Origin of the sequence: Weissella cibaria, assembly GCF_004521965.1 — a bacterium.
In the GTDB taxonomy this organism is placed as follows: Bacteria; Bacillota; Bacilli; order Lactobacillales; family Lactobacillaceae; genus Weissella; species Weissella cibaria_A.
In genome coordinates, this window is sequence record NZ_SDGK01000065.1 from 43,178 (window position 1) to 61,297 (window position 18,120).

The 18,120-nt window shown below is 45.0% G+C and carries 33 protein-coding genes; 31 read left to right on the forward strand and 2 right to left on the reverse strand.

Going from position 1 to position 18,120, the window contains the following annotated elements; all coding sequences use genetic code 11:
* The first annotated feature begins 155 nt into the window (after positions 1-155).
* The 28 genes from rpsJ (at position 156) to rplQ (ending at position 13,829) form a co-directional block, all read left to right on the forward strand.
* A complete protein-coding gene (gene rpsJ, locus EST42_RS08005; protein WP_004560274.1) occupies positions 156-464 on the forward strand; it encodes a 30S ribosomal protein S10 in 309 nt (102 codons plus the stop codon).
* A gap of 88 nt (positions 465-552) precedes the next feature.
* Positions 553-1,179, forward strand: coding sequence for a 50S ribosomal protein L3 (gene rplC, locus EST42_RS08010; RefSeq protein WP_134644968.1), 627 nt, complete (start codon positions 553-555; stop codon positions 1,177-1,179).
* Positions 1,180-1,203: 24 nt separating this feature from the next.
* A complete protein-coding gene (gene rplD, locus EST42_RS08015; protein WP_004560272.1) occupies positions 1,204-1,827 on the forward strand; it encodes a 50S ribosomal protein L4 in 624 nt (207 codons plus the stop codon).
* Positions 1,827-2,114: a 50S ribosomal protein L23 gene (gene rplW, locus EST42_RS08020; RefSeq protein ID WP_004560271.1), complete on the forward strand. Its 288-nt coding sequence runs from the start codon at positions 1,827-1,829 to the stop codon at positions 2,112-2,114. The genes rplD and rplW overlap by 1 nt, the downstream gene beginning before the upstream one ends.
* Positions 2,115-2,130: 16 nt before the next feature.
* Positions 2,131-2,964 carry a 50S ribosomal protein L2 gene (rplB, locus tag EST42_RS08025; RefSeq protein WP_010369391.1) on the forward strand — a complete coding sequence of 278 codons (834 nt, stop codon included), beginning with the start codon at positions 2,131-2,133 and terminating at the stop codon, positions 2,962-2,964.
* 54 nt (positions 2,965-3,018) lie between these two features.
* Positions 3,019-3,300, forward strand: a complete 282-nt coding sequence (rpsS, locus tag EST42_RS08030) for a 30S ribosomal protein S19 (protein ID WP_004560269.1) — start codon at positions 3,019-3,021, stop codon at positions 3,298-3,300.
* Positions 3,301-3,317: 17 nt separating this feature from the next.
* Positions 3,318-3,665 carry a 50S ribosomal protein L22 gene (gene rplV, locus EST42_RS08035; RefSeq protein ID WP_002827984.1) on the forward strand — a complete coding sequence of 116 codons (348 nt, stop codon included), beginning with the start codon at positions 3,318-3,320 and terminating at the stop codon, positions 3,663-3,665.
* A gap of 13 nt (positions 3,666-3,678) precedes the next feature.
* Entirely contained in the window at positions 3,679-4,347 is a 669-nt protein-coding gene (gene rpsC, locus EST42_RS08040; RefSeq protein WP_134644969.1) for a 30S ribosomal protein S3, read from the forward strand.
* A 1-nt stretch (position 4,348) separates the two neighbouring features.
* On the forward strand, positions 4,349-4,768 hold the full coding sequence (gene rplP / locus EST42_RS08045) for a 50S ribosomal protein L16 (protein WP_010369375.1): 420 nt from the start codon (positions 4,349-4,351) through the stop codon (positions 4,766-4,768).
* The gene (rpmC, locus tag EST42_RS08050) at positions 4,768-4,974 is read left to right on the forward strand and encodes a 50S ribosomal protein L29 (RefSeq protein WP_004560266.1); all 207 of its coding nucleotides are present in this window, start codon (positions 4,768-4,770) and stop codon (positions 4,972-4,974) included. Before rplP ends, rpmC begins: the two co-directional genes overlap by 1 nt.
* A 19-nt stretch (positions 4,975-4,993) precedes the next feature.
* Entirely contained in the window at positions 4,994-5,260 is a 267-nt protein-coding gene (gene rpsQ, locus EST42_RS08055; RefSeq protein ID WP_004560265.1) for a 30S ribosomal protein S17, read from the forward strand.
* A gap of 45 nt (positions 5,261-5,305) precedes the next feature.
* Positions 5,306-5,674, forward strand: a complete 369-nt coding sequence (rplN, locus tag EST42_RS08060; protein WP_004560264.1) for a 50S ribosomal protein L14 — start codon at positions 5,306-5,308, stop codon at positions 5,672-5,674.
* Positions 5,675-5,706: 32 nt separating this feature from the next.
* Positions 5,707-6,015: a 50S ribosomal protein L24 gene (rplX, locus tag EST42_RS08065; protein WP_010369369.1), complete on the forward strand. Its 309-nt coding sequence runs from the start codon at positions 5,707-5,709 to the stop codon at positions 6,013-6,015.
* A 29-nt stretch (positions 6,016-6,044) separates the two neighbouring features.
* Complete coding sequence (gene rplE / locus EST42_RS08070; protein ID WP_010369366.1) at positions 6,045-6,587, forward strand: 50S ribosomal protein L5; 543 nt, start codon at positions 6,045-6,047, stop codon at positions 6,585-6,587.
* A gap of 44 nt (positions 6,588-6,631) precedes the next feature.
* Positions 6,632-7,030, forward strand: a complete 399-nt coding sequence (gene rpsH, locus EST42_RS08075; RefSeq protein WP_010369363.1) for a 30S ribosomal protein S8 — start codon at positions 6,632-6,634, stop codon at positions 7,028-7,030.
* 31 nt (positions 7,031-7,061) lie between these two features.
* The gene (gene rplF / locus EST42_RS08080; RefSeq protein WP_010369360.1) at positions 7,062-7,598 is read left to right on the forward strand and encodes a 50S ribosomal protein L6; all 537 of its coding nucleotides are present in this window, start codon (positions 7,062-7,064) and stop codon (positions 7,596-7,598) included.
* 90 nt (positions 7,599-7,688) lie between these two features.
* The gene (rplR, locus tag EST42_RS08085) at positions 7,689-8,045 is read left to right on the forward strand and encodes a 50S ribosomal protein L18 (RefSeq protein ID WP_134644970.1); all 357 of its coding nucleotides are present in this window, start codon (positions 7,689-7,691) and stop codon (positions 8,043-8,045) included.
* A 19-nt stretch (positions 8,046-8,064) separates the two neighbouring features.
* Positions 8,065-8,568 carry a 30S ribosomal protein S5 gene (rpsE, locus tag EST42_RS08090; RefSeq protein ID WP_134644971.1) on the forward strand — a complete coding sequence of 168 codons (504 nt, stop codon included), beginning with the start codon at positions 8,065-8,067 and terminating at the stop codon, positions 8,566-8,568.
* An 11-nt stretch (positions 8,569-8,579) separates the two neighbouring features.
* Positions 8,580-8,765 (forward strand): 50S ribosomal protein L30, encoded by a 186-nt coding sequence (rpmD, locus tag EST42_RS08095; RefSeq protein ID WP_004560255.1) that lies wholly within the window; start codon positions 8,580-8,582, stop codon positions 8,763-8,765.
* A gap of 37 nt (positions 8,766-8,802) precedes the next feature.
* Positions 8,803-9,237, forward strand: a complete 435-nt coding sequence (gene rplO / locus EST42_RS08100; protein WP_010369350.1) for a 50S ribosomal protein L15 — start codon at positions 8,803-8,805, stop codon at positions 9,235-9,237.
* Entirely contained in the window at positions 9,237-10,544 is a 1,308-nt protein-coding gene (secY, locus tag EST42_RS08105) for a preprotein translocase subunit SecY (protein WP_134644972.1), read from the forward strand. The genes rplO and secY overlap by 1 nt, the downstream gene beginning before the upstream one ends.
* Positions 10,541-11,110, forward strand: a complete 570-nt coding sequence (locus EST42_RS08110) for an adenylate kinase (protein WP_134644973.1) — start codon at positions 10,541-10,543, stop codon at positions 11,108-11,110. The genes secY and EST42_RS08110 overlap by 4 nt, the downstream gene beginning before the upstream one ends.
* A 92-nt stretch (positions 11,111-11,202) precedes the next feature.
* On the forward strand, positions 11,203-11,418 hold the full coding sequence (infA, locus tag EST42_RS08115; protein WP_004560246.1) for a translation initiation factor IF-1: 216 nt from the start codon (positions 11,203-11,205) through the stop codon (positions 11,416-11,418).
* 34 nt (positions 11,419-11,452) lie between these two features.
* Positions 11,453-11,572: a 50S ribosomal protein L36 gene (gene rpmJ, locus EST42_RS08120; protein WP_004560245.1), complete on the forward strand. Its 120-nt coding sequence runs from the start codon at positions 11,453-11,455 to the stop codon at positions 11,570-11,572.
* A gap of 52 nt (positions 11,573-11,624) precedes the next feature.
* Positions 11,625-11,990: a 30S ribosomal protein S13 gene (rpsM, locus tag EST42_RS08125; protein WP_010369336.1), complete on the forward strand. Its 366-nt coding sequence runs from the start codon at positions 11,625-11,627 to the stop codon at positions 11,988-11,990.
* Between the two features lie 31 nt (positions 11,991-12,021).
* On the forward strand, positions 12,022-12,408 hold the full coding sequence (gene rpsK, locus EST42_RS08130) for a 30S ribosomal protein S11 (RefSeq protein WP_004560243.1): 387 nt from the start codon (positions 12,022-12,024) through the stop codon (positions 12,406-12,408).
* Between the two features lie 51 nt (positions 12,409-12,459).
* Positions 12,460-13,404, forward strand: coding sequence for a DNA-directed RNA polymerase subunit alpha (locus EST42_RS08135; RefSeq protein WP_134644974.1), 945 nt, complete (start codon positions 12,460-12,462; stop codon positions 13,402-13,404).
* Between the two features lie 38 nt (positions 13,405-13,442).
* Positions 13,443-13,829: a 50S ribosomal protein L17 gene (gene rplQ, locus EST42_RS08140; protein WP_004560241.1), complete on the forward strand. Its 387-nt coding sequence runs from the start codon at positions 13,443-13,445 to the stop codon at positions 13,827-13,829.
* Positions 13,830-14,079: 250 nt separating this feature from the next.
* Here the strand turns inward: rplQ and EST42_RS08145 are convergent, their stop codons facing one another.
* Positions 14,080-15,348, reverse strand: a complete 1,269-nt coding sequence (locus EST42_RS08145) for an ISL3 family transposase (RefSeq protein WP_134643756.1) — start codon at positions 15,346-15,348, stop codon at positions 14,080-14,082.
* A gap of 177 nt (positions 15,349-15,525) precedes the next feature.
* Entirely contained in the window at positions 15,526-16,188 is a 663-nt protein-coding gene (locus tag EST42_RS08150) for a VTT domain-containing protein (RefSeq protein ID WP_134644975.1), read from the reverse strand.
* A 147-nt stretch (positions 16,189-16,335) separates the two neighbouring features.
* Here EST42_RS08150 and EST42_RS08155 point away from each other — a divergent pair, with 147 nt between their 5' ends.
* The 3 genes from EST42_RS08155 (at position 16,336) to EST42_RS08165 (ending at position 17,785) form a co-directional block, all read left to right on the forward strand.
* Positions 16,336-16,917, forward strand: coding sequence for a peptidylprolyl isomerase (locus tag EST42_RS08155; protein WP_134644976.1), 582 nt, complete (start codon positions 16,336-16,338; stop codon positions 16,915-16,917).
* 63 nt (positions 16,918-16,980) lie between these two features.
* Positions 16,981-17,382 (forward strand): CvfD/Ygs/GSP13 family RNA-binding post-transcriptional regulator, encoded by a 402-nt coding sequence (locus tag EST42_RS08160; protein ID WP_134644977.1) that lies wholly within the window; start codon positions 16,981-16,983, stop codon positions 17,380-17,382.
* Between the two features lie 16 nt (positions 17,383-17,398).
* On the forward strand, positions 17,399-17,785 hold the full coding sequence (locus EST42_RS08165; RefSeq protein WP_134644978.1) for a hypothetical protein: 387 nt from the start codon (positions 17,399-17,401) through the stop codon (positions 17,783-17,785).
* Positions 17,786-18,120 lie beyond the last annotated feature (335 nt).

Consider the following 18,120-nt stretch of genomic DNA (forward strand, 5'->3'; position numbering starts at 1 on the left):
ATTAGTGTGCCATCGACAAGCGATGATGTGGGAGGTTGCGACACACCCGGCAGCATTGCCACGGGGCCCATTGCCATGGAGCTCTTTGGGGTGCGTCGGTAGTTTCCACGGAGTTAGTTTCATATTCCAATATGGACGAAGGGAGAATTTATATCATGGCAAGTAAGAAGATTCGTATCCGTTTGAAGGCGTACGAGCACAAGATCTTGGATGCTTCAGCAGAAAAGATTGTTGAAACGGCAAAGCGTACAGGTGCTGAAATTTCAGGTCCTATTCCATTGCCTACTGAGCGTACGTTGTACACGGTTTTGCGTTCACCACACAAGCACAAGGATTCACGTGAGCAATTCGAAATGCGCACTCACAAGCGTTTGATCGACATCGTGAACCCAACTGCTAAGACGGTTGATGCTTTGTCAAAGCTTGAATTGCCAAGCGGTGTTGACATCGAAATCAAGTTGTAATTTTTACAACACAACAACAAACAACAACTTGCCTGATTAAGCATTTAACTGATCAAAAATTTAGATTTACTATTCAAAGGAGATAGTCATGACTACTAAGGGTATCTTAGGCCGCAAAGTCGGCATGACTCAGGTATTCACTGAGAACGGTGAGCTTATCCCCGTAACGGTAATTGAAGCTATGCCAAACGTAGTTCTCCAAGTTAAGACTTTGGAAAACGACGGTTACAACGCAGTTCAATTGGGTTACCAAGACAAGCGTGCCGTTTTGAGCAACAAGCCTGAGCAAGGTCACGTTGCCAAGGCAAACACGGCCCCTAAGCGCTACATTCGTGAAATCCGCGACGCTGAGGGAGAATTCAATGTTGGGGATGAAGTTAAGGTTGATATTTTCGCTGCTGGCGAAGCTGTTGACGTAACTGGAATCACAAAGGGTCATGGTTACCAAGGTAACATCAAGAAGGATGGCCAATCACGTGGTCCTATGGCGCACGGTTCTCGTTACCACCGTCGACCTGGTTCATTGGGTGCCATCATCAACCGCGTCTTCAAGGGTAAGAAGTTGCCTGGACGCATGGGTAACCACAAGCGCACTGTACAAAACTTGCAAGTAGTTCGCGTTGACGTAGAAAACAACGTGATCTTGGTTAAGGGTAATGTTCCTGGTGCCAACAAGTCACTTGTTACTGTTAAGTACTCTGTTAAGGCTAAGTAATAAGGACGAAGGGAGGAAACTAACATGACTAAGGTTGCTTTGTTTAAGCAAGACGGCTCAAACGCCGGTGAGATCGAGTTGAACGACTCAATCTTCGGAATCGAGCCAAACAACAACGTTGTTACCGACGCTGTTTTGATGCAACGCGCATCAATGCGTCAAGGTACTCACGCCGTTAAGAATCGTTCAGCGGTTTCAGGTGGTGGTAAGAAGCCTTGGCGTCAAAAGGGAACTGGACGTGCCCGTCAAGGTTCAATCCGTTCTCCACAATGGCGTGGTGGTGGTATTGTCTTCGGACCTACGCCACGTTCATACGCCTACAAGTTGCCAAAGAAGGTTTACCGTTTGGCATTGAAGTCAGTGTTGTCACAAAAGGTTTTGGACTCAGCTTTGGTTGTTGTCGATGCATTGTCATTCGACGCTCCTAAGACTAAGGAATTCAAGGCAGTTTTGAACAACTTGAACGTAAACGAAAAGACGTTGGTTGTCTTGGACGATGATAACGCTAACGCAGCATTGGCAGCACGTAACTTGGAAAACGTTACTGTTATGACTGCAAAGGGTGTTAACGTGCTTGACGTAATCAACAACGATAAGTTGGTTGTAGTTCAATCAGCTTTGGCACAAGTTGAGGAGGTTTTGGCATAATGGACGCACGCGATATCATTTTGCGCCCGGTCATCACTGAACAAACGATGAGCGTTTTGGATGAAAAGCGTTACACGTTTGAAGTTGATGTTCGCGCCACTAAGCCACAAATTAAGCGCGCTATTGAAGAGATTTTCGATGTTAAGATCGAAAAGATCAACACGGCGAACGTACGTGGTAAGTTGAAGCGTCAAGGACGTTTCGCTGGTTACACTAAGAAGCGTAAGAAGGCAACTGTTAAGTTGACTGCCGCTTCTAAGGACATTCAATTGTTCAACGAAAACTAATTAGGAGGAAATTAGCGTGGCTATCAAGAAGTACAAGCCAACCTCTAACGGTCGTCGTAACATGACGTCTTCAGATTTTGCTGAAATCACTAAGACGACGCCTGAAAAGAGCTTGTTGGAATCAAAGTCAAACACTGGTGCTCGTAACTCATACGGTCACATGACTGTGCGCCACCGTGGTGGTGGACACAAGCGCCAATACCGTATTATCGACTTCAAGCGTACAAAGGATGATGTTCCAGCTAAGGTTGTTGCGATCGAATACGATCCAAACCGTACTGCTAACATCGCTTTGTTGCAATACACTGATGGTACTAAGGCATATATCTTGGCGCCTAAGGGCTTGGAAGTTGGAATGACTGTTCAATCAGGGCCTGAAGCCGACATCAAGGTCGGAAACGCTTTGCCATTGGCAAACATCCCTGACGGAACACAAATCCACAACATCGAGTTGAAGCCTGGTAAGGGTGGTCAATTAGCCCGTTCTGCCGGTGCATCAGCACAATTGTTGGGTAAGGAAGGAAAGTACGTACTTGTTCGCTTGCAATCAGGTGAAGTACGTATGATTTTGGCCGTTAACCGTGCCACAGTTGGAGTTGTTGGTAACGAACAACACTCATTGATCAACTGGGGTAAGGCTGGTCGTCGTCGTTGGAAGGGTCAACGTCCACACGTTCGTGGATCAGTTATGAATCCTAACGATCACCCACACGGTGGTGGTGAAGGAAAGGCTCCTGTTGGACGCCCATCACCAATGTCACCATGGGGTAAGAAGACTGCCGGTAAGAAGACGCGTAACAAGAAGGCTCGTTCAACGAAGTTCATTGTTCGCGGTCGTAAGGGCAAGTAATCACTTACACTCCGTAATTAATTAGTTTTTAGCAAACGAGAGGAGGACCTTAAAATGGGTCGTAGCCTGAAGAAGGGACCATTTGCTGACGCTCACTTGTTGAAGAAGGTTGAAGAAGCCAACGCTTCAGAAAAGCAAGCTGTCATCAAGACATGGTCACGTCGTTCAACGATTTTCCCTAGCTTTATTGGATTGACTTTTGCTGTTTACGATGGACGTAAGCACGTGCCAGTTTTGGTACAAGAAGACATGGTCGGTCACAAGCTTGGTGAGTTCGTCCCTACGCGTACGTTCCGCGGACACGCAGCAGACGATAAGAAGACTAAGCGCAAGTAATATAGGAGGACAATACAATGGCTGAACAAATCACGTCAGCACGCGCCACAGCGAAGATCGTTCGTGTCGCTCCACGTAAGGTCCGCCTAGTGCTTGACCAAGTTCGTGGTAAGTCTGTGGCTGAGGCATTTGCAATTCTGCAATTCTTGCCAAACCACAGCTCAGAAGATGTATACAAGGTGTTGAACTCAGCAGTTGCTAACGCTGAGAACAACTTCTCACTAGATCGCGAAGATTTGGTAGTTGCAGAAGCCTTTGCTAACGAAGGACCAACGCTAAAGCGTTTCCGTCCACGTGCCAAGGGTTCAGCTTCACCAATCAACAAGCGTACAAGCCACATCACGATTGTGGTAAAAGAAAAGTAAGGAGGATTGAGTCATGGGTCAAAAGATTAACCCAACTGGTATGCGTGTCGGCATCATCCGCGACTGGGATGCTAAGTGGTACGCGAACAAGAAGGACTACGCAACGGCTTTGCACGAAGATTTGAAGTTGCGTAAGTACATCGAGACTAAGTTGGCTGACGCATCAGTTTCACGTATCGAAATTGAGCGTACTGCTAACCGCGTGAACATCTCAATCCACACTGCTAAGCCAGGTATGGTTATTGGTAAGGGTGGTTCTGAAGTTGATGCATTGCGTAACGAACTTTCAAAGTTGGTTGCTAAGGGCGAGCGTGTCCACATCAACATCATTGAGATTAAGAAGCCTGATTTGGACGCCCACTTGGTAGGTTCACAAGTTGCATCTGACTTGGAGCGCCGTGTAGCATTCCGTCGTGCAATGCGTGGTGCTATCCAACGTGCAATGCGTGCTGGTGCCAAGGGTATCAAGACGCAAGTTTCTGGACGTATCAATGGAGCTGACATTGCTCGAGTAGAGCAATACACTGAGGGTACGGTGCCTTTGCACACATTGCGTGCTGACATCGACTACTCATGGGATGAGGCAACAACTACTTACGGTCAATTGGGTGTTAAGACTTGGATTTACCGTGGTGATATTTTGCCAGAGAAAAAGTCTGTAAAGAAGCAAGGAGGCGAGTAACATGCTAGTACCAAAGCGTGTAAAGTACCGCCGTCCACACCGTGGAAAGATGCGCGGTGAGGCCAAGGGTGGTAAGACAGTTACATTTGGTGAGTTTGGATTGCAAGCCACTGAATCACACTGGATCTCAAACCGTCAAATCGAGGCTGCTCGTATTGCTATGACGCGTCACATGAAGCGTGGTGGTCAAGTTTGGATCAAGATTTTCCCACACTTGTCATACACTTCTAAGGGTGTTGGTGTTCGTATGGGTAACGGTAAGGGTACTCCAGACGGATGGGTTGCACCTGTTAAGCGCGGCAAGGTAATGTTTGAAGTTGCCGGTGTTCCTGAAGAGGTTGCCCGCGAAGCCTTGCGTCTTGCATCTAACAAGTTGCCAGTCAAGACTAAGATCTTGACTCGCCAAGTGGAGGGTGAATAATGAAGATCAAGGATCTACAAAACGAAATCAAGGGTCTCAGCCAAGCTGAGTTGGTTGCCAAGGAAAAGAGCTACAAGGAAGAATTGTTCAACTTGCGTTTCCAATTAGCTACTGGTCAACTTGAGAACACGGCTCGATTGTCAGAAGTACGTAAGCAAATCGCACGTATCAAGACGGTCATTCGTCAACAAGAATTGAACAAGTAGACTAAGAGAGGAGACCGATATGACTGAAGCTCGTAACGCACGTAAGGTTTACCAAGGCCGCGTGGTTTCTGATAAGATGGACAAGACAATCACTGTTGCCATCGAAACTTACAAGAACCACCCAGTTTATGGTAAGCGTGTTAAGTACACGAAGAAGTTTAAGGCTCACGATGAAAACAACGAAGCTAAGCAAGGTGACATTGTACGCATCATGGAGACGCGTCCAACGTCAGCTACAAAGCGCTTCCGTTTGGTAGAAATCGTCGAGAAGGCCGTTATTATCTAATCGTTTAATCTCGAATCTTACCAATAACGGAAGGAGGACAAAATCGTGATTCAACAAGAGAGTCGTTTGAAGGTTGCTGACAATTCTGGTGCACGTGAGATCTTGACTATCAAGGTTTTGGGTGGATCAGGTCGTAAGTTCGCCGGTATCGGTGACATGATCGTCGCAACTGTTAAGCAAGCTATTCCTGGTGGTACTGTAAAGAAGGGTGACGTCGTTAAGGCTGTTATCGTTCGTACTGTTTCAGGAGTTCACCGTGCTGATGGTTCATACATCAAGTTCGATGAGAACGCTGCAGTCATCGTAAAGGATGACAAGAGCCCTGTAGGTACACGTATCTTCGGACCTGTTGCGCGTGAATTGCGTGACAATGATTACATGCGTATTGTGTCATTGGCACCTGAAGTATTGTAATTACCATCATTAAATCAAGGAGGAAGCCTCGCATGTTTGTGAAGACTGGTGACAAGGTTAAGGTTATCGCCGGCAAGGACAAGGGCAAGGAAGGTGTAGTCGTAAAGACTTTGGCCGCCAAGGACCGAGTTGTTGTCGAAGGTGTGAACATTGTAAAGAAGCACCAAAAGCCAAACAACCAATACCCACAAGGTGGAATTGTTGAGCTTGAAGCTCCAATCCACGTTTCAAACGTACAATTGCTTGACCCTTCTACTAACGAACCAACTAAGGTTGGTTACAAGGTTGAAGATGGTAAGAAGGTACGTTTTGCTAAGAAGTCTGGAACGACTTTGGCATAATTTCTAGGTGAAAGGAGGAAATCATTATCATGGCAAATCGCTTGAAGGAAAAGTACGTCAATGAAGTAACGCCTTCATTGATCGAAAAGTTTGAGTACTCATCAATCATGCAAGCACCTAAGATCGAAAAGATCGTGCTTAACATGGGTGTTGGTGACGCTGTATCAAACTCAAAGAACTTGGATGAAGCTGTTGCTGAATTGGAATTGATTGCTGGTCAAAAGCCAGTTATCACTCGCGCTAAGAAGTCAATCGCTGGCTTCCGTTTGCGTGAGGGGATGGCAATCGGTACTAAGGTTACTTTGCGTGGTGAGCGTATGTACGACTTCTTGGATAAGTTGATCAACGTTTCATTGCCACGTGTTCGTGACTTCCGTGGAGTTTCACCAAAGGCCTTTGATGGTCGTGGAAACTACACGTTGGGAATTCGTGAACAACTTATTTTCCCAGAAATTGATTACGATCAAGTTAACCGTGTCCGTGGTTTGGATATTGTCGTTGTTACGACTGCCAACACTGACGAAGAAGGTCGTGAATTGCTTACTCAATTGGGTATGCCTTTCGCAAAGTAATCATTCACTGATTTACAGTAATTAATAATAGGAGGCAAACATCAATGTCAATGACTGACCCAATTGCAGATTTTTTGACTCGCATTCGTAACGCGAACATGGTTCGCCACGATTCAGTTGAAGTTCCTGCATCAAAGATCAAGAAGGACATCGCCGAGATCTTGAAGAACGAAGGCTTTGTTCGCGACGTTGAATACATTGAAGATGACAAGCAAGGTGTCATCCGTGTCTTCCTTAAGTACGGTACTGACAAGACTCGCGTTATCACTGGTTTGAAGCGTATTTCAAAGCCAGGATTGCGTTCATACGTCAAGGCAGATGCTGTACCTAAGGTTTTGAACGGCTTGGGTATCGCTATCATCTCAACTTCTGAAGGTGTCATCACCGATAAGGAAGCTCGCGCCAAGAAGATTGGTGGCGAGGTATTGGCTTACGTCTGGTAATAAATAAAATCTAATAAGGAGGTGTCTACCGATGAGTCGTATTGGTAACAAGGTTTTGACTTTGCCTGCTGGCGTTGAATTGTCACGCGAAGGTAACGTCGTTACTGTTAAGGGACCTAAGGGTGAACTTTCACGCGAAGTCGCTTCACAAATCGAGTTCACTGTGGACGGTACAGAAGTAACATTCACTCGTCCTTCAGATGAAGGACGTATCAAGGCACTTCACGGAACTACTCGCGCTAACGTTGCAAACATGGTTGAAGGTGTAACTGATGGCTTCAAGAAGACTTTGAAGTTGGTCGGTGTCGGATACCGTGCTGCTAAGCAAGGCGACAAGCTTGTCTTGAACGTTGGTTACTCACACCCTGTTGAGTTTGAGGCCCGTGAAGGTTTGACCGTTGAAGTTCCTGATTCAACTACGATCACGGTTGAAGGAATCAACAAGCAATTTGTTGGTGACTTGGCCGCTGAAATCCGTGCCGTACGCGCACCTGAGCCATATAAGGGTAAGGGTATCCGTTACGAGAACGAATACGTTGCACGTAAGGAAGGTAAGACTGGTAAGTAATCTTAAGCTTATAGCTTAAGGCCCGGGCGCAACGTCTCGGGATTTACTTGTTAGTATATCTTTCGAATATATGTAAAAGAGGTTACGAACATGATTACGAAGTCAGACAAGAACAAGGTGCGTCAACGCCGACACACGCGCGTTCGTGGAAAGATTTCTGGTACTGCTGAGCGCCCACGCTTGAACGTTTACCGTTCTAACAAGAACATCTACGCGCAATTAATTGATGACGTAGCGGGTGTGACGCTTGCTAGTGCCTCAACTTTGGACAAGTCAGTTGAGACTGCTCCAAAGACTGAACAAGCAGCAAAGGTTGGAGCTTTGATCGCAGAACGCGCCAAGGCTGCTAACATCGAAGTTGTTGTATTTGACCGTGGTGGTTACTTGTACCACGGTCGTGTGCAATCTTTGGCTGAAGCTGCTCGTGAAGCTGGTTTGAAGTTCTAAGGGAAGGAGGAAATTTAACATGGCTTTTATCGATGCAAACAAGCTCGGCGAGCTTGAAGAAAACGTTGTTGCCATCAACCGTGTTACCAAGGTTGTTAAGGGTGGACGCCGCTTGCGTTTCGCTGCTTTGGTAGTTGTTGGTGACCGTAACGGACACGTTGGTTTTGGTACTGGTAAGGCACAAGAAGTGCCTGAAGCTATTCGCAAGGCCGTTGAAGCTGCAAAGCGCAACATCGTTGCAGTTCCAACTGTCGGTACGACCCTTCCTCACTCTGCAAATGGTGTCTTTGGCGGTGGTCGCATCTTGCTTAAGCCTGCCGTTGAAGGATCTGGAGTGGCAGCTGGTGGTGCTGCTCGTGCCGTTTTGGAATTGGCTGGTGTTGCCGACGTGACTGCAAAGTCATTGGGATCAGCAACTCCAATTAACGTTGTGCGCGCAACTTTCGATGCAATCAACTCATTGAAGAACGCTGAAGAAGTTGCTGAATTGCGTCAGGTCTCACTTGAGCACTTGGCAGATTAAGGAGGCAGAAAATGGCTGAACAAGTTAAGATTACTCTTGTTAAGAGTGCTGCCCACCGTTTGCCAAAGCAACGTGCGATTGTTAAGGCCCTTGGTTTGAACAAGGTCTCATCATCAGTCGTGTTGCCTGACAACGCAGCAACGCGTGGTGCAGTGTTTAAGATTGCTCACTTGGTTACTGTTGAAGTAGTTAAGTAAGCATATAAATAGATTGCTTTGAAGGAGGTACAACCTAATGAAGCTTAATGAACTCCAAGTTGCTGAAGGTTCACGCAACGTCCGCAACCGTGTTGGGCGTGGTGAGTCATCAGGTAACGGTAAGACTGCTGGACGTGGTCAAAAGGGTCAAAAGGCTCGTGGTAAGGTACGTTTGGGCTTTGAAGGTGGACAAATGCCTTTGTTCCGTCGTAAGCCAAAGCGTGGTTTCACGAACATCAACCGCAAGGAATACGCTGTTGTAAACCTTGACGTATTGAACCAATTCGATAACGGAACTGAAGTTTCACCAGCATTGTTGGTCGAAGCTGGTATCGTTAAAAACGAATTGAGTGGCATTAAGATCTTGGCAAACGGTCAATTGGAAAAGTCATTGACTGTTAAGGCTAACAAGTTCTCAGCCGCTGCTGTTACGGCTATTGAAGCTGCCGGTGGTAAGACTGAGGTGATCTAATGCTGAAAACCGTGCTCAATTCACTGAAGGAAAAGGACATTCGCAGGAAGTTGATCTTTACTTTGTGGATTCTGATTGTTTACCGATTGGGTGCTTACATTACTGTGCCGGGTATTAACACGGCCGCACTTACTGAAGTAGCAAATTCTGGGCTCGGCAGCATTTTGAATATGTTTAGCGGTGGTGGTCTTACAAACTACTCATTGTTCGCAATGGGAGTTTCACCATACGTTACTGCACAAATCGTGGTACAGCTCCTACAAATGGATATTGTGCCACGATTTGTTGAATGGTCGAAACAAGGTGAAGTTGGTCGACGTAAGTTGAATCAAGTGACCCGCTATTTGACCATTGTTCTAGCGTTTGTCCAATCTATTGGAATTACCGCTGGATTCAATCAATTGAGTCAAGTTAAATTGGTAGAGACGCCAAATTTGGAAACGTACTTGTTGATCGGTTTCATCTTAACTGCGGGAACAATGTTTGCCGTTTGGTTGGGTGAGATGATTACTGAGCGCGGACTTGGTCAAGGTGTCTCAATGTTGATTTTTGCTGGTATCATTGCGCGTGTGCCAGCAGGTGTATACCAACTGTTCAAGGAACATATTCTCCAAGGTGACGACCCAGCGCGTGGGTGGGCATTCTTGGCTGGTATTTTGTTGATCTTTATCTTGGTTATCGCGTTTGTTACGTGGTTTAACCAAGCAATTCGCAAGATTCCAATGCAATATACACGTCGTTCAACGGGTTCAGGTAACTCATCTTACTTGCCGTTGAAGATTAATGTTGCGGGTGTTATCCCTGTTATCTTCGCTTCATCTTTGCTGGTAACGCCACAAACGATTTTGCAGGCTTTTGCAACTAAGTTTGCGGATGCAGGTTGGTACAACATTTTGATGCAATACCTATCACTGCAGACAATGCAGGGTGGTATTGTATACACGTTGTTGATTATCTTGTTTACATTCTTCTATGCCTTTGTTCAGGTTAATCCTGAAAAGGTTGCCGAGAATCTACAAAAGCAAGGTAGTTACATCGTGGGCGTCTGGCCTGGACGCGCCACTGAGAAGTGGTTGTCAGGTCTGCTGATGCGCTTGTCAGTAGTCGGCGCTTTGTTTCTAGGATTTGTTGCTTTGGTACCTATCCTAGCAACACACATCTTCGGGTTGGATAGTAACCTTGGAATGTCAGGAACATCAGTATTGATTGTCATTGGTGTGGCAATTGATCTGATTCGCCAACTTGAAGGATTGATGATGAAGCGGCAATATGTTGGATTTATTCAAGAAGGAGTCGAAGCAAAATGAGTTTAAATATCATGCTATTGGGCTTGCCAGGTGTTGGTAAGGGTACCCAAGCTGCCAAGATTGTGGAAGAGTACAACTTGCCGCACATCAGTACGGGTGACATGTTCCGTGCGGCTATGGCTAACGAAACTGAACTTGGGTTGAAGGCAAAGTCATTCATGGATGCCGGTAACTTGGTCCCTGACGAAGTTACGAATGGTATCGTTGCTGAACGTTTGGCAGAAGAGGATACGAAGGTTGGATTCATCCTTGATGGATTCCCTCGTAACTTGGACCAAGCAAAGGCATTGGATGAGATGTTGGCAAAGGACGGTCGTTCATTGGACGGTGTTCTTTACTTCACTGCTGATACTGATGTTTTGGTTGATCGTATGATGGCCCGTGGCCGTGCAGACGATACGCCTGAAGTGATTAAGAATCGCTTGGACGTTAACGGAAAGCTTACTGAGCCTATCGCTAAGTTCTATGCCCAAAAAGGTATCTTGAACAAGATCGACGGTGCTCGCGAGCTTGATGTAGTGTTCGCTGATGTAAAGACGTTACTTGATAATTTGAAGAACGCTTAATTATTTAACGAAGCTTTTATTGTTTAATTACAAGTAAGCATGTTATAATAACTTGTTACGTTCTCCATTGTCACAACTAAGGAGGCAGCAACGTGGCCAACGATGTTATTGAAATTTCTGGTGTGGTAAAGGAAACTTTGCCAAATGCCATGTTTACCGTTGAATTGGAAAACGGCGCCGCCATTCTAGCTCACGTGTCAGGGAAGATTCGTAAGAACTTTATTCGCATTTTGCCTGGTGATCGTGTGACGGTTGAAATGTCGCCATATGATTTGACTAAGGGACGTATTACGTACCGCTTTAAGTAGTCAACCATAAAAATATCCAAGGGAGGTAAATACCATGAAGGTTCGTCCATCTGTTAAGCCTATGTGCGATAACTGCAAGGTTATCAAGCGTAACGGTCGTGTGATGGTGATTTGCTCTGCAAACCCTAAGCACAAGCAACGTCAAGGTGCATAATTTGCATTTTGGTTGTAAAACTTATTAAATCTTTGTATAGGAGGTAATCGTAATGGCTCGTATTGCTGGTGTTGATTTGCCTCGCGACAAGCGTGTCGTGATCGCATTGACATATGTATATGGAATCGGTAACGCAACTGCCAAGAAGGTGTTGGAAGAAGCTAAGGTTTCTGAAGACGTTCGTGTTCGTGATTTGACTCCCGACCAAGAGGACGCCATCCGTGCCGTCGTAGACGGTATTAAGGTGGAAGGTGACTTGCGTCGTGAAGTCTCATTGAACATTAAGGCGTTGCAAGAAATTGCATCATACCGTGGTATCCGTCACCGTAAGGGCTTGCCTGTTCGTGGTCAAAACACGAAGAACAATGCCCGTACGCGTAAGGGCCCAGCTGTTGCAATTGCAGGTAAGAAGAAGTAATTAATTTTTAAGGAAAGGAGATTACTTGATTATGGCAGGTCGTACTAATCGTAAGCGTCGTGTAAAGAAGAATATTGAGTCAGGTGTTGCACACATCCACGCAACGTTCAACAACACGATCGTGATGATCACCGACGTTCAAGGTAACGCCGTTGCTTGGTCGTCAGCTGGTTCTCTTGGATTTAAAGGTAGCCGTAAGTCAACGCCATTTGCTGCGCAAATGGCTGCTGAGGCTGCTGCCAAGGGTGCTATGGAAAACGGCATGAAGACTGTTGAGGTCACTGTTAAGGGACCAGGTTCAGGTCGCGAAGCCGCTATCCGTGCGTTGGCCGCTGCTGGTTTGGAAGTTACGTCTATTAAGGACGTTACTCCAGTACCACACAACGGTTCACGTCCACCAAAGCGTCGTCGTGTCTAATTGCCAGTTGCAACTAGTTCACACAATGCTTTGAAAGGGGTAACAAACAGTATGCTTGAATTCGAAAACCCAAAGATTACGCTGGTTGAAGAGGATAGCAATTACGGTAAGTTTGTGGTTGAGCCGCTTGAACGTGGTTACGGAACTACTTTGGGTAACTCCCTACGCCGTGTATTGTTGTCTTCATTGCCTGGTGCGGCAATCAATTCAGTACAAATTGATGGCGTTTTGCACGAGTTTTCAACGGTCGAAGGTGTTGTTGAAGACGTCACGCAAATCATTCTGAACCTCAAGAAGGTTTCAATGCGCATCGACAGTGATGAAGAGAAGACGCTCGAAGTTAACGTAACCGGTCCCGCTACTGTGACGGCCGGAGACATCACTGGTGACAGTGATGTGGAGATTTTGAACAAGGACCTTCACATTGCCACTGTTGCGGCTGGGGCTACGTTGCATATGACTTTGTCTGCTGAACGCGGACGTGGTTATGTGTCTGCGGACCAGAATAAGGAATTGCATGATGAAATGCCAATTGGCGTTCTAGCAATTGATTCAATCTTTACCCCAATCGAACGCGTAAACTATCAAGTTGAGAACACGCGTGTGGGTAACCGTGATGACTTTGACAAGTTGACTTTGGACATCTGGACTGATGGATCATTGACTGCTACTGAAGCTATTTCATTGGCAGCTCGCATCATGTCAGACCACTTGAACTCATTCGTTGAGTTGTCAGAACGTGCGGTTAACACACAAGTGATGGTAGACAAGGAAGAAGCACCAACTAGCAAGCATGCCGACACTCCTATTGAAGAGTTGGACTTGTCAGTTCGTTCTTATAATTGTCTCAAAAGGGCCGGGATCAACTCTGTACAAGAGTTGACGGAGCGTACAGAAACTCAAATGATGTCTGTACGAAACCTCGGTCGGAAATCACTTGACGAAATCCAGGAAAAGCTGGCAGTGCTCGGTTTAGGGTTCCGCAAGGAAGATTAGATTAAACGATAGAATTCCAAGTAAAGGAGGACATACTCATGGGATACCGCAAGTTGGGACGTACTAGCTCACAACGTAAGGCTATGTTGCGTGATTTGACGACTGCTTTGTTGATCAACGGTCGCATTCAAACGACAGAAGCTCGAGCTAAGGAAGTTCGCCGTACTGCAGAAAAGATGATTACGTTGGGTAAGCGTGGTGACTTGGCTTCACGCCGTAAGGCCGCTGCTTTCGTACGTAACGTCGTTGCTGACGTACAAACGACTGAAGATAACAAGGTCAAGGTAGAAACGGCTTTGCAACACTTGTTCAACGATGTTGCACCTCGCTTTGAGGGCCGCGCAGGTGGTTACACTCGCATCTTGAAGACGGTACAACGTCGTGGAGACGCTGCACCAATGGTTATCTTGGAATTGGTTGACTAATTTCATTGGTTAATTAATACAAAACAATGAAATCTCCCATGTTACATGGTATAAACCGTTACGATGATGGCAGTAGCCAAGTCTAGGTTGAATGGCAGTGATGTCGAACCGGTAATGTGTGAGGTTTTTTTGTGTCTCAAGATATTTCGGCTCTATGCCAAATAGCGTTGGTCGACAATGAATTTGAAAATTAACGCGATTTGAAGAGTCGCAAAAAGTGGTGATGACAGAAATGTTGTCACCACTTTTTTTAGAATTTTCCATACTTCATTTGGATACGGATGCGTCGCATGTAATTACCGAGGTTTTGATAACCGTATGCGGTACGAGCTATTTGCTTAAGGCGACGGTTGATGCCTTCGATTTTACCGTTTGACCATGGGCAACGAAGACTTTCGAGGATGCCTTTTAAATTGCGCTTAAAAGTACCGATGGTCACGTCCATGGCGGAACCCACCGGTTTGTAAGTGCTGATCAATGCATGAATTAGCTCGGGGCTACGCTTGTCCATTGCTTCTAAAGCTTCTTGGTACACTAAATAAGCCGCCTCGAGAACCGGAAATGATTTGAACACTAGCGTGAGAGCTTCTTCTTCCGTGATATATTCGTTCAAGCCTCGCATATATTTACGATGGGTAGTTTCTAAGTTGCTGTATTTTTTGAGGAAAAGGCGCCAGCCGTTTTTCATTATTTTGTATTCACGAGAGTGCTTATCAAGTAGATGCTGAATGCCTGTGCGAATAGTGTTGATGGCACGGGTCATTAGTTGAACGATATGGAATCGATCAATGACAATTTGGGCATTAGGAAATAGTTCCGGCACGAGGGTAGCGTAGCTAGCGTTCATGTCCATGACGACGTGCGTGACTGCCTGGCGTTGCTTCAAAGAGAAGCCATAGAAATAACTTCGGATTGTGTTTAAATCACGACTTGGCAATATCTCCATAAAGTTGTCAGGTGATGCATACACGAAAGCGTATGATCTGCTAATTCGAATTTCATCGAAGCTTAGAACTGCTGGTAAATGACTGTAGTCATAACGATAATCCTGGAGTTCGTCGTTGATAACACGGTGAACTGTTGAGTGTGAAAGACGCAAAATAAAACCGATAACTTTCTCTGAAATATCCTCCATAGCCAGTCGAATAACTTGAAGGCGTAGGGGTTTAGAGATGTTTCGGGCTTCTTCTAAATCGGGTGATGACACAACTACGGAAGCGTTGCACTCATGGCAGTAATAGCGCTGCTTACGCAGGCGTAGGCGGTTGTCGAAACCGTTAGTTGCGGGTAGCTTTACTTCGGTGGGTTTGCTGAAACCATTTTTGGTTAATATACTCTCTTGGCCACACAACGTGCATCGATCCATATCACCGTGTAGTGCAGCTTCATAAACGATAGTTTTATGATTATCTTTTCCACGATATGAGATGTGGTTGAATTCACCGTTATCATCCATTAAAAATTCGAAATTTGGGTCTGTTAATCCGACGCTACGTAGGATAGAATCATTTAAAGACATCAATAGCTCTCCTTGTATTTTAGTTTTAGACGACTTTAGGATACACCGAGCTATTGGTGTTTTTTATTGTTGTTTTGAGAATGATTGATAAATGCAAAAAAAGCGTTGGTGATTAACCACCAACGCCAAAAAGAATAGAACCAAAAAGGCCGGTTCATAACGAACAGGCCTTTTTATTTATTGCTCCATTTGTTTTTGCTTTTTACTAATTAATGATTGGCGGACTGCACTGATAATGGCAGGGAGTGCAGTAACCACCAAGATACCAATAATGACCAATGAGAAGTGTTCACTTACGAAAGGAATACCACCGAAGTAGTAGCCGGCTTCAACGGCCACGACGACCCAGATAGTTGCCGCAATCATTTCTAATACAATGAAATTGCGGTATTTGAATCCAGAAATCGCAGCTGTAAATGGCACCAAGGTACGAATGATTGGTAGGAAACGACCTAAGATAACGGCCATCTTACCATGTTTAACGAAAAAGTCGTTGGCTTCTGTCAAGTGTTCATCTTTGATAAAACGACCAAGCAGCGGGTGTTTAACTAATTTCAGGCCAACAGTTCGGCCAAGGAAAAAGTTCAATGAATCACCTGAAACAGCGGCAATCCAGAACATAATCATTAAGACCCAGTGGTTTAAAATGCTACCATGTAGCGCTGAAATAGATCCAGCTGCAAACAGTAGCGAATCACCTGGTAGGAATGGGAAAATAACTGAGCCAGTTTCGATAAAGATAACCGCAAACAAGGCGACGTATGACCAAACACCCCAGGTATTCACCAAGTTATTCAAATGAACATCGAGGTGAAGGAACAAATCAATGATGTGAACCATGTCGATTTCTACTCCCGTATATTTATATATCTTGTCGAATGACAACTATTACTAAGTTTAGCACGTTTTACGACGCTTGAAAGACGCCTTAAAGATTATGCTATAATAGCTAAGGAATATATTGAAGAATGTGTGAGGAAAATAAATATGGCATTGCCACAATTTGATTTGGCAGCAGTAGAAGGTCCTGTTGCTGTGCTTGAGACGTCAAAGGGAACAATTAAGATTCAATTGTTCCCAGCACAAGCACCAAAGACAGTAGAAAACTTTGTTGGTTTAATTGAAAAAGGTTATTACGATGGGATTATCTTCCACCGTGTGATTAGCGACTTTATGATTCAAGGTGGTGACCCAACTGGTACTGGTATGGGTGGTGAGTCACTCTGGGGTGGTGCGTTTGAAGATGAGTTCTCTGACGAAGTCTTTAATTTGCGTGGTGCATTGTCGATGGCAAATGCTGGTCCAAATACAAACGGCTCACAATTCTTCATTGTGCAAGCTTCACGTGTCCCAGCTAACATGTTGCGTCAATTAAATGGCTTAGTCCCTGACGAAGTTGTGACAGCATATGGTGCACAAGGTGGTACACCATGGCTTGATAAGCGTCATACTGTATTTGGTCATGTTGTTGAAGGCATGGACGTTGTTGATGATTTGACTAAGGTTCGTGTTGATTATGCGGATAAGCCAGTAGAAGATATTAAGATCATTAAAGCAACGATTGCTTAAGTGATTACCCGGTGTGCCGGGATACATATAAGAAGATAGACTAATGGTTAAGGAGTGGCACCAATGACATATCGTATTGGGGATGTAGTAGAAGGAACGGTTACTGGTATTCAACCATATGGGGCTTTTGTACAGTTAGACGAACATACGCAAGGCCTGATTCATATCTCTGAGTGTCGTTCGGCGTTTATTCGACACGTGGGAGATGAATTATATGTTGGTCAGGTGATAAAAGTGATGGTACTAGATATTGATCAGTATAATCAGAAGATTTCATTATCACAACGCAGTGTTTTAGATGGTGGCCAAATTGTGAAATCCGATCGTGATAATCAACGTGTGGATAACTGGCATCACCACTACTGGACAAATCAGCATTTAACAATAGGCTTTGATAGCATTGCGACAACGCGGGATGCTATGATTAACGAGGCACTGGATCGTTTGAAAACGAAGCAACGATAAACAGGGAGAAATAGACATGTCAATGATTGCTGGAACAATTGTATTTACACGAAATGATCAGTCTTATTTTTTAGTGACTGATGAGGTACCAACACCACGCTTCTACACAGTGAAGATGCACAAACATGCTGGAGATACGGCATTGGGTTCGATTTTAACTGGTATGAAAGGGGAACTAGGTATTAATTTAGATAACTTACGGCTGGGCGAGTTAGCGGCATGGCATGGTAAGGGATTAGAGACTGCGGAAGATTTGATTTCGTTGTATACCTTCGAACCAATTGATACAACAGATTTCAATATGAATCGTTTAGCGCTACTGGGATTGCAATTTATGAATGCAAAAGATGCGGCAGGCTTACTGACAAATGTTGATATGACAGGCGTAGCCCGACTAGATTAGTGTATTTTAAATTAGGGGGTTGCAAAGCATCCTTAGATTGGGTATTATATTCAAGTTGAGTTTTGCAAGAGATACAATTCAATTGCAAAATCAATCAGATCGAATTGAAATCGGTTGTTGACAAACCAACTTTGATTCGGTAAGATATAAAAGTTGCTTGCGGCGGTATATGTGTTTCTGGTTTGACAAGTCACAGCTCATTAAAATAAGTTGTTGACATTGAATCGCTGACTTGGTAATATAAATAACGTTGCTGATGAGCGACAACGAGATAGTTCTTTGAAAACTGAATATCGTTTCGATGAAACAAATGTGTAGGGTCATCAAGCAAGTTC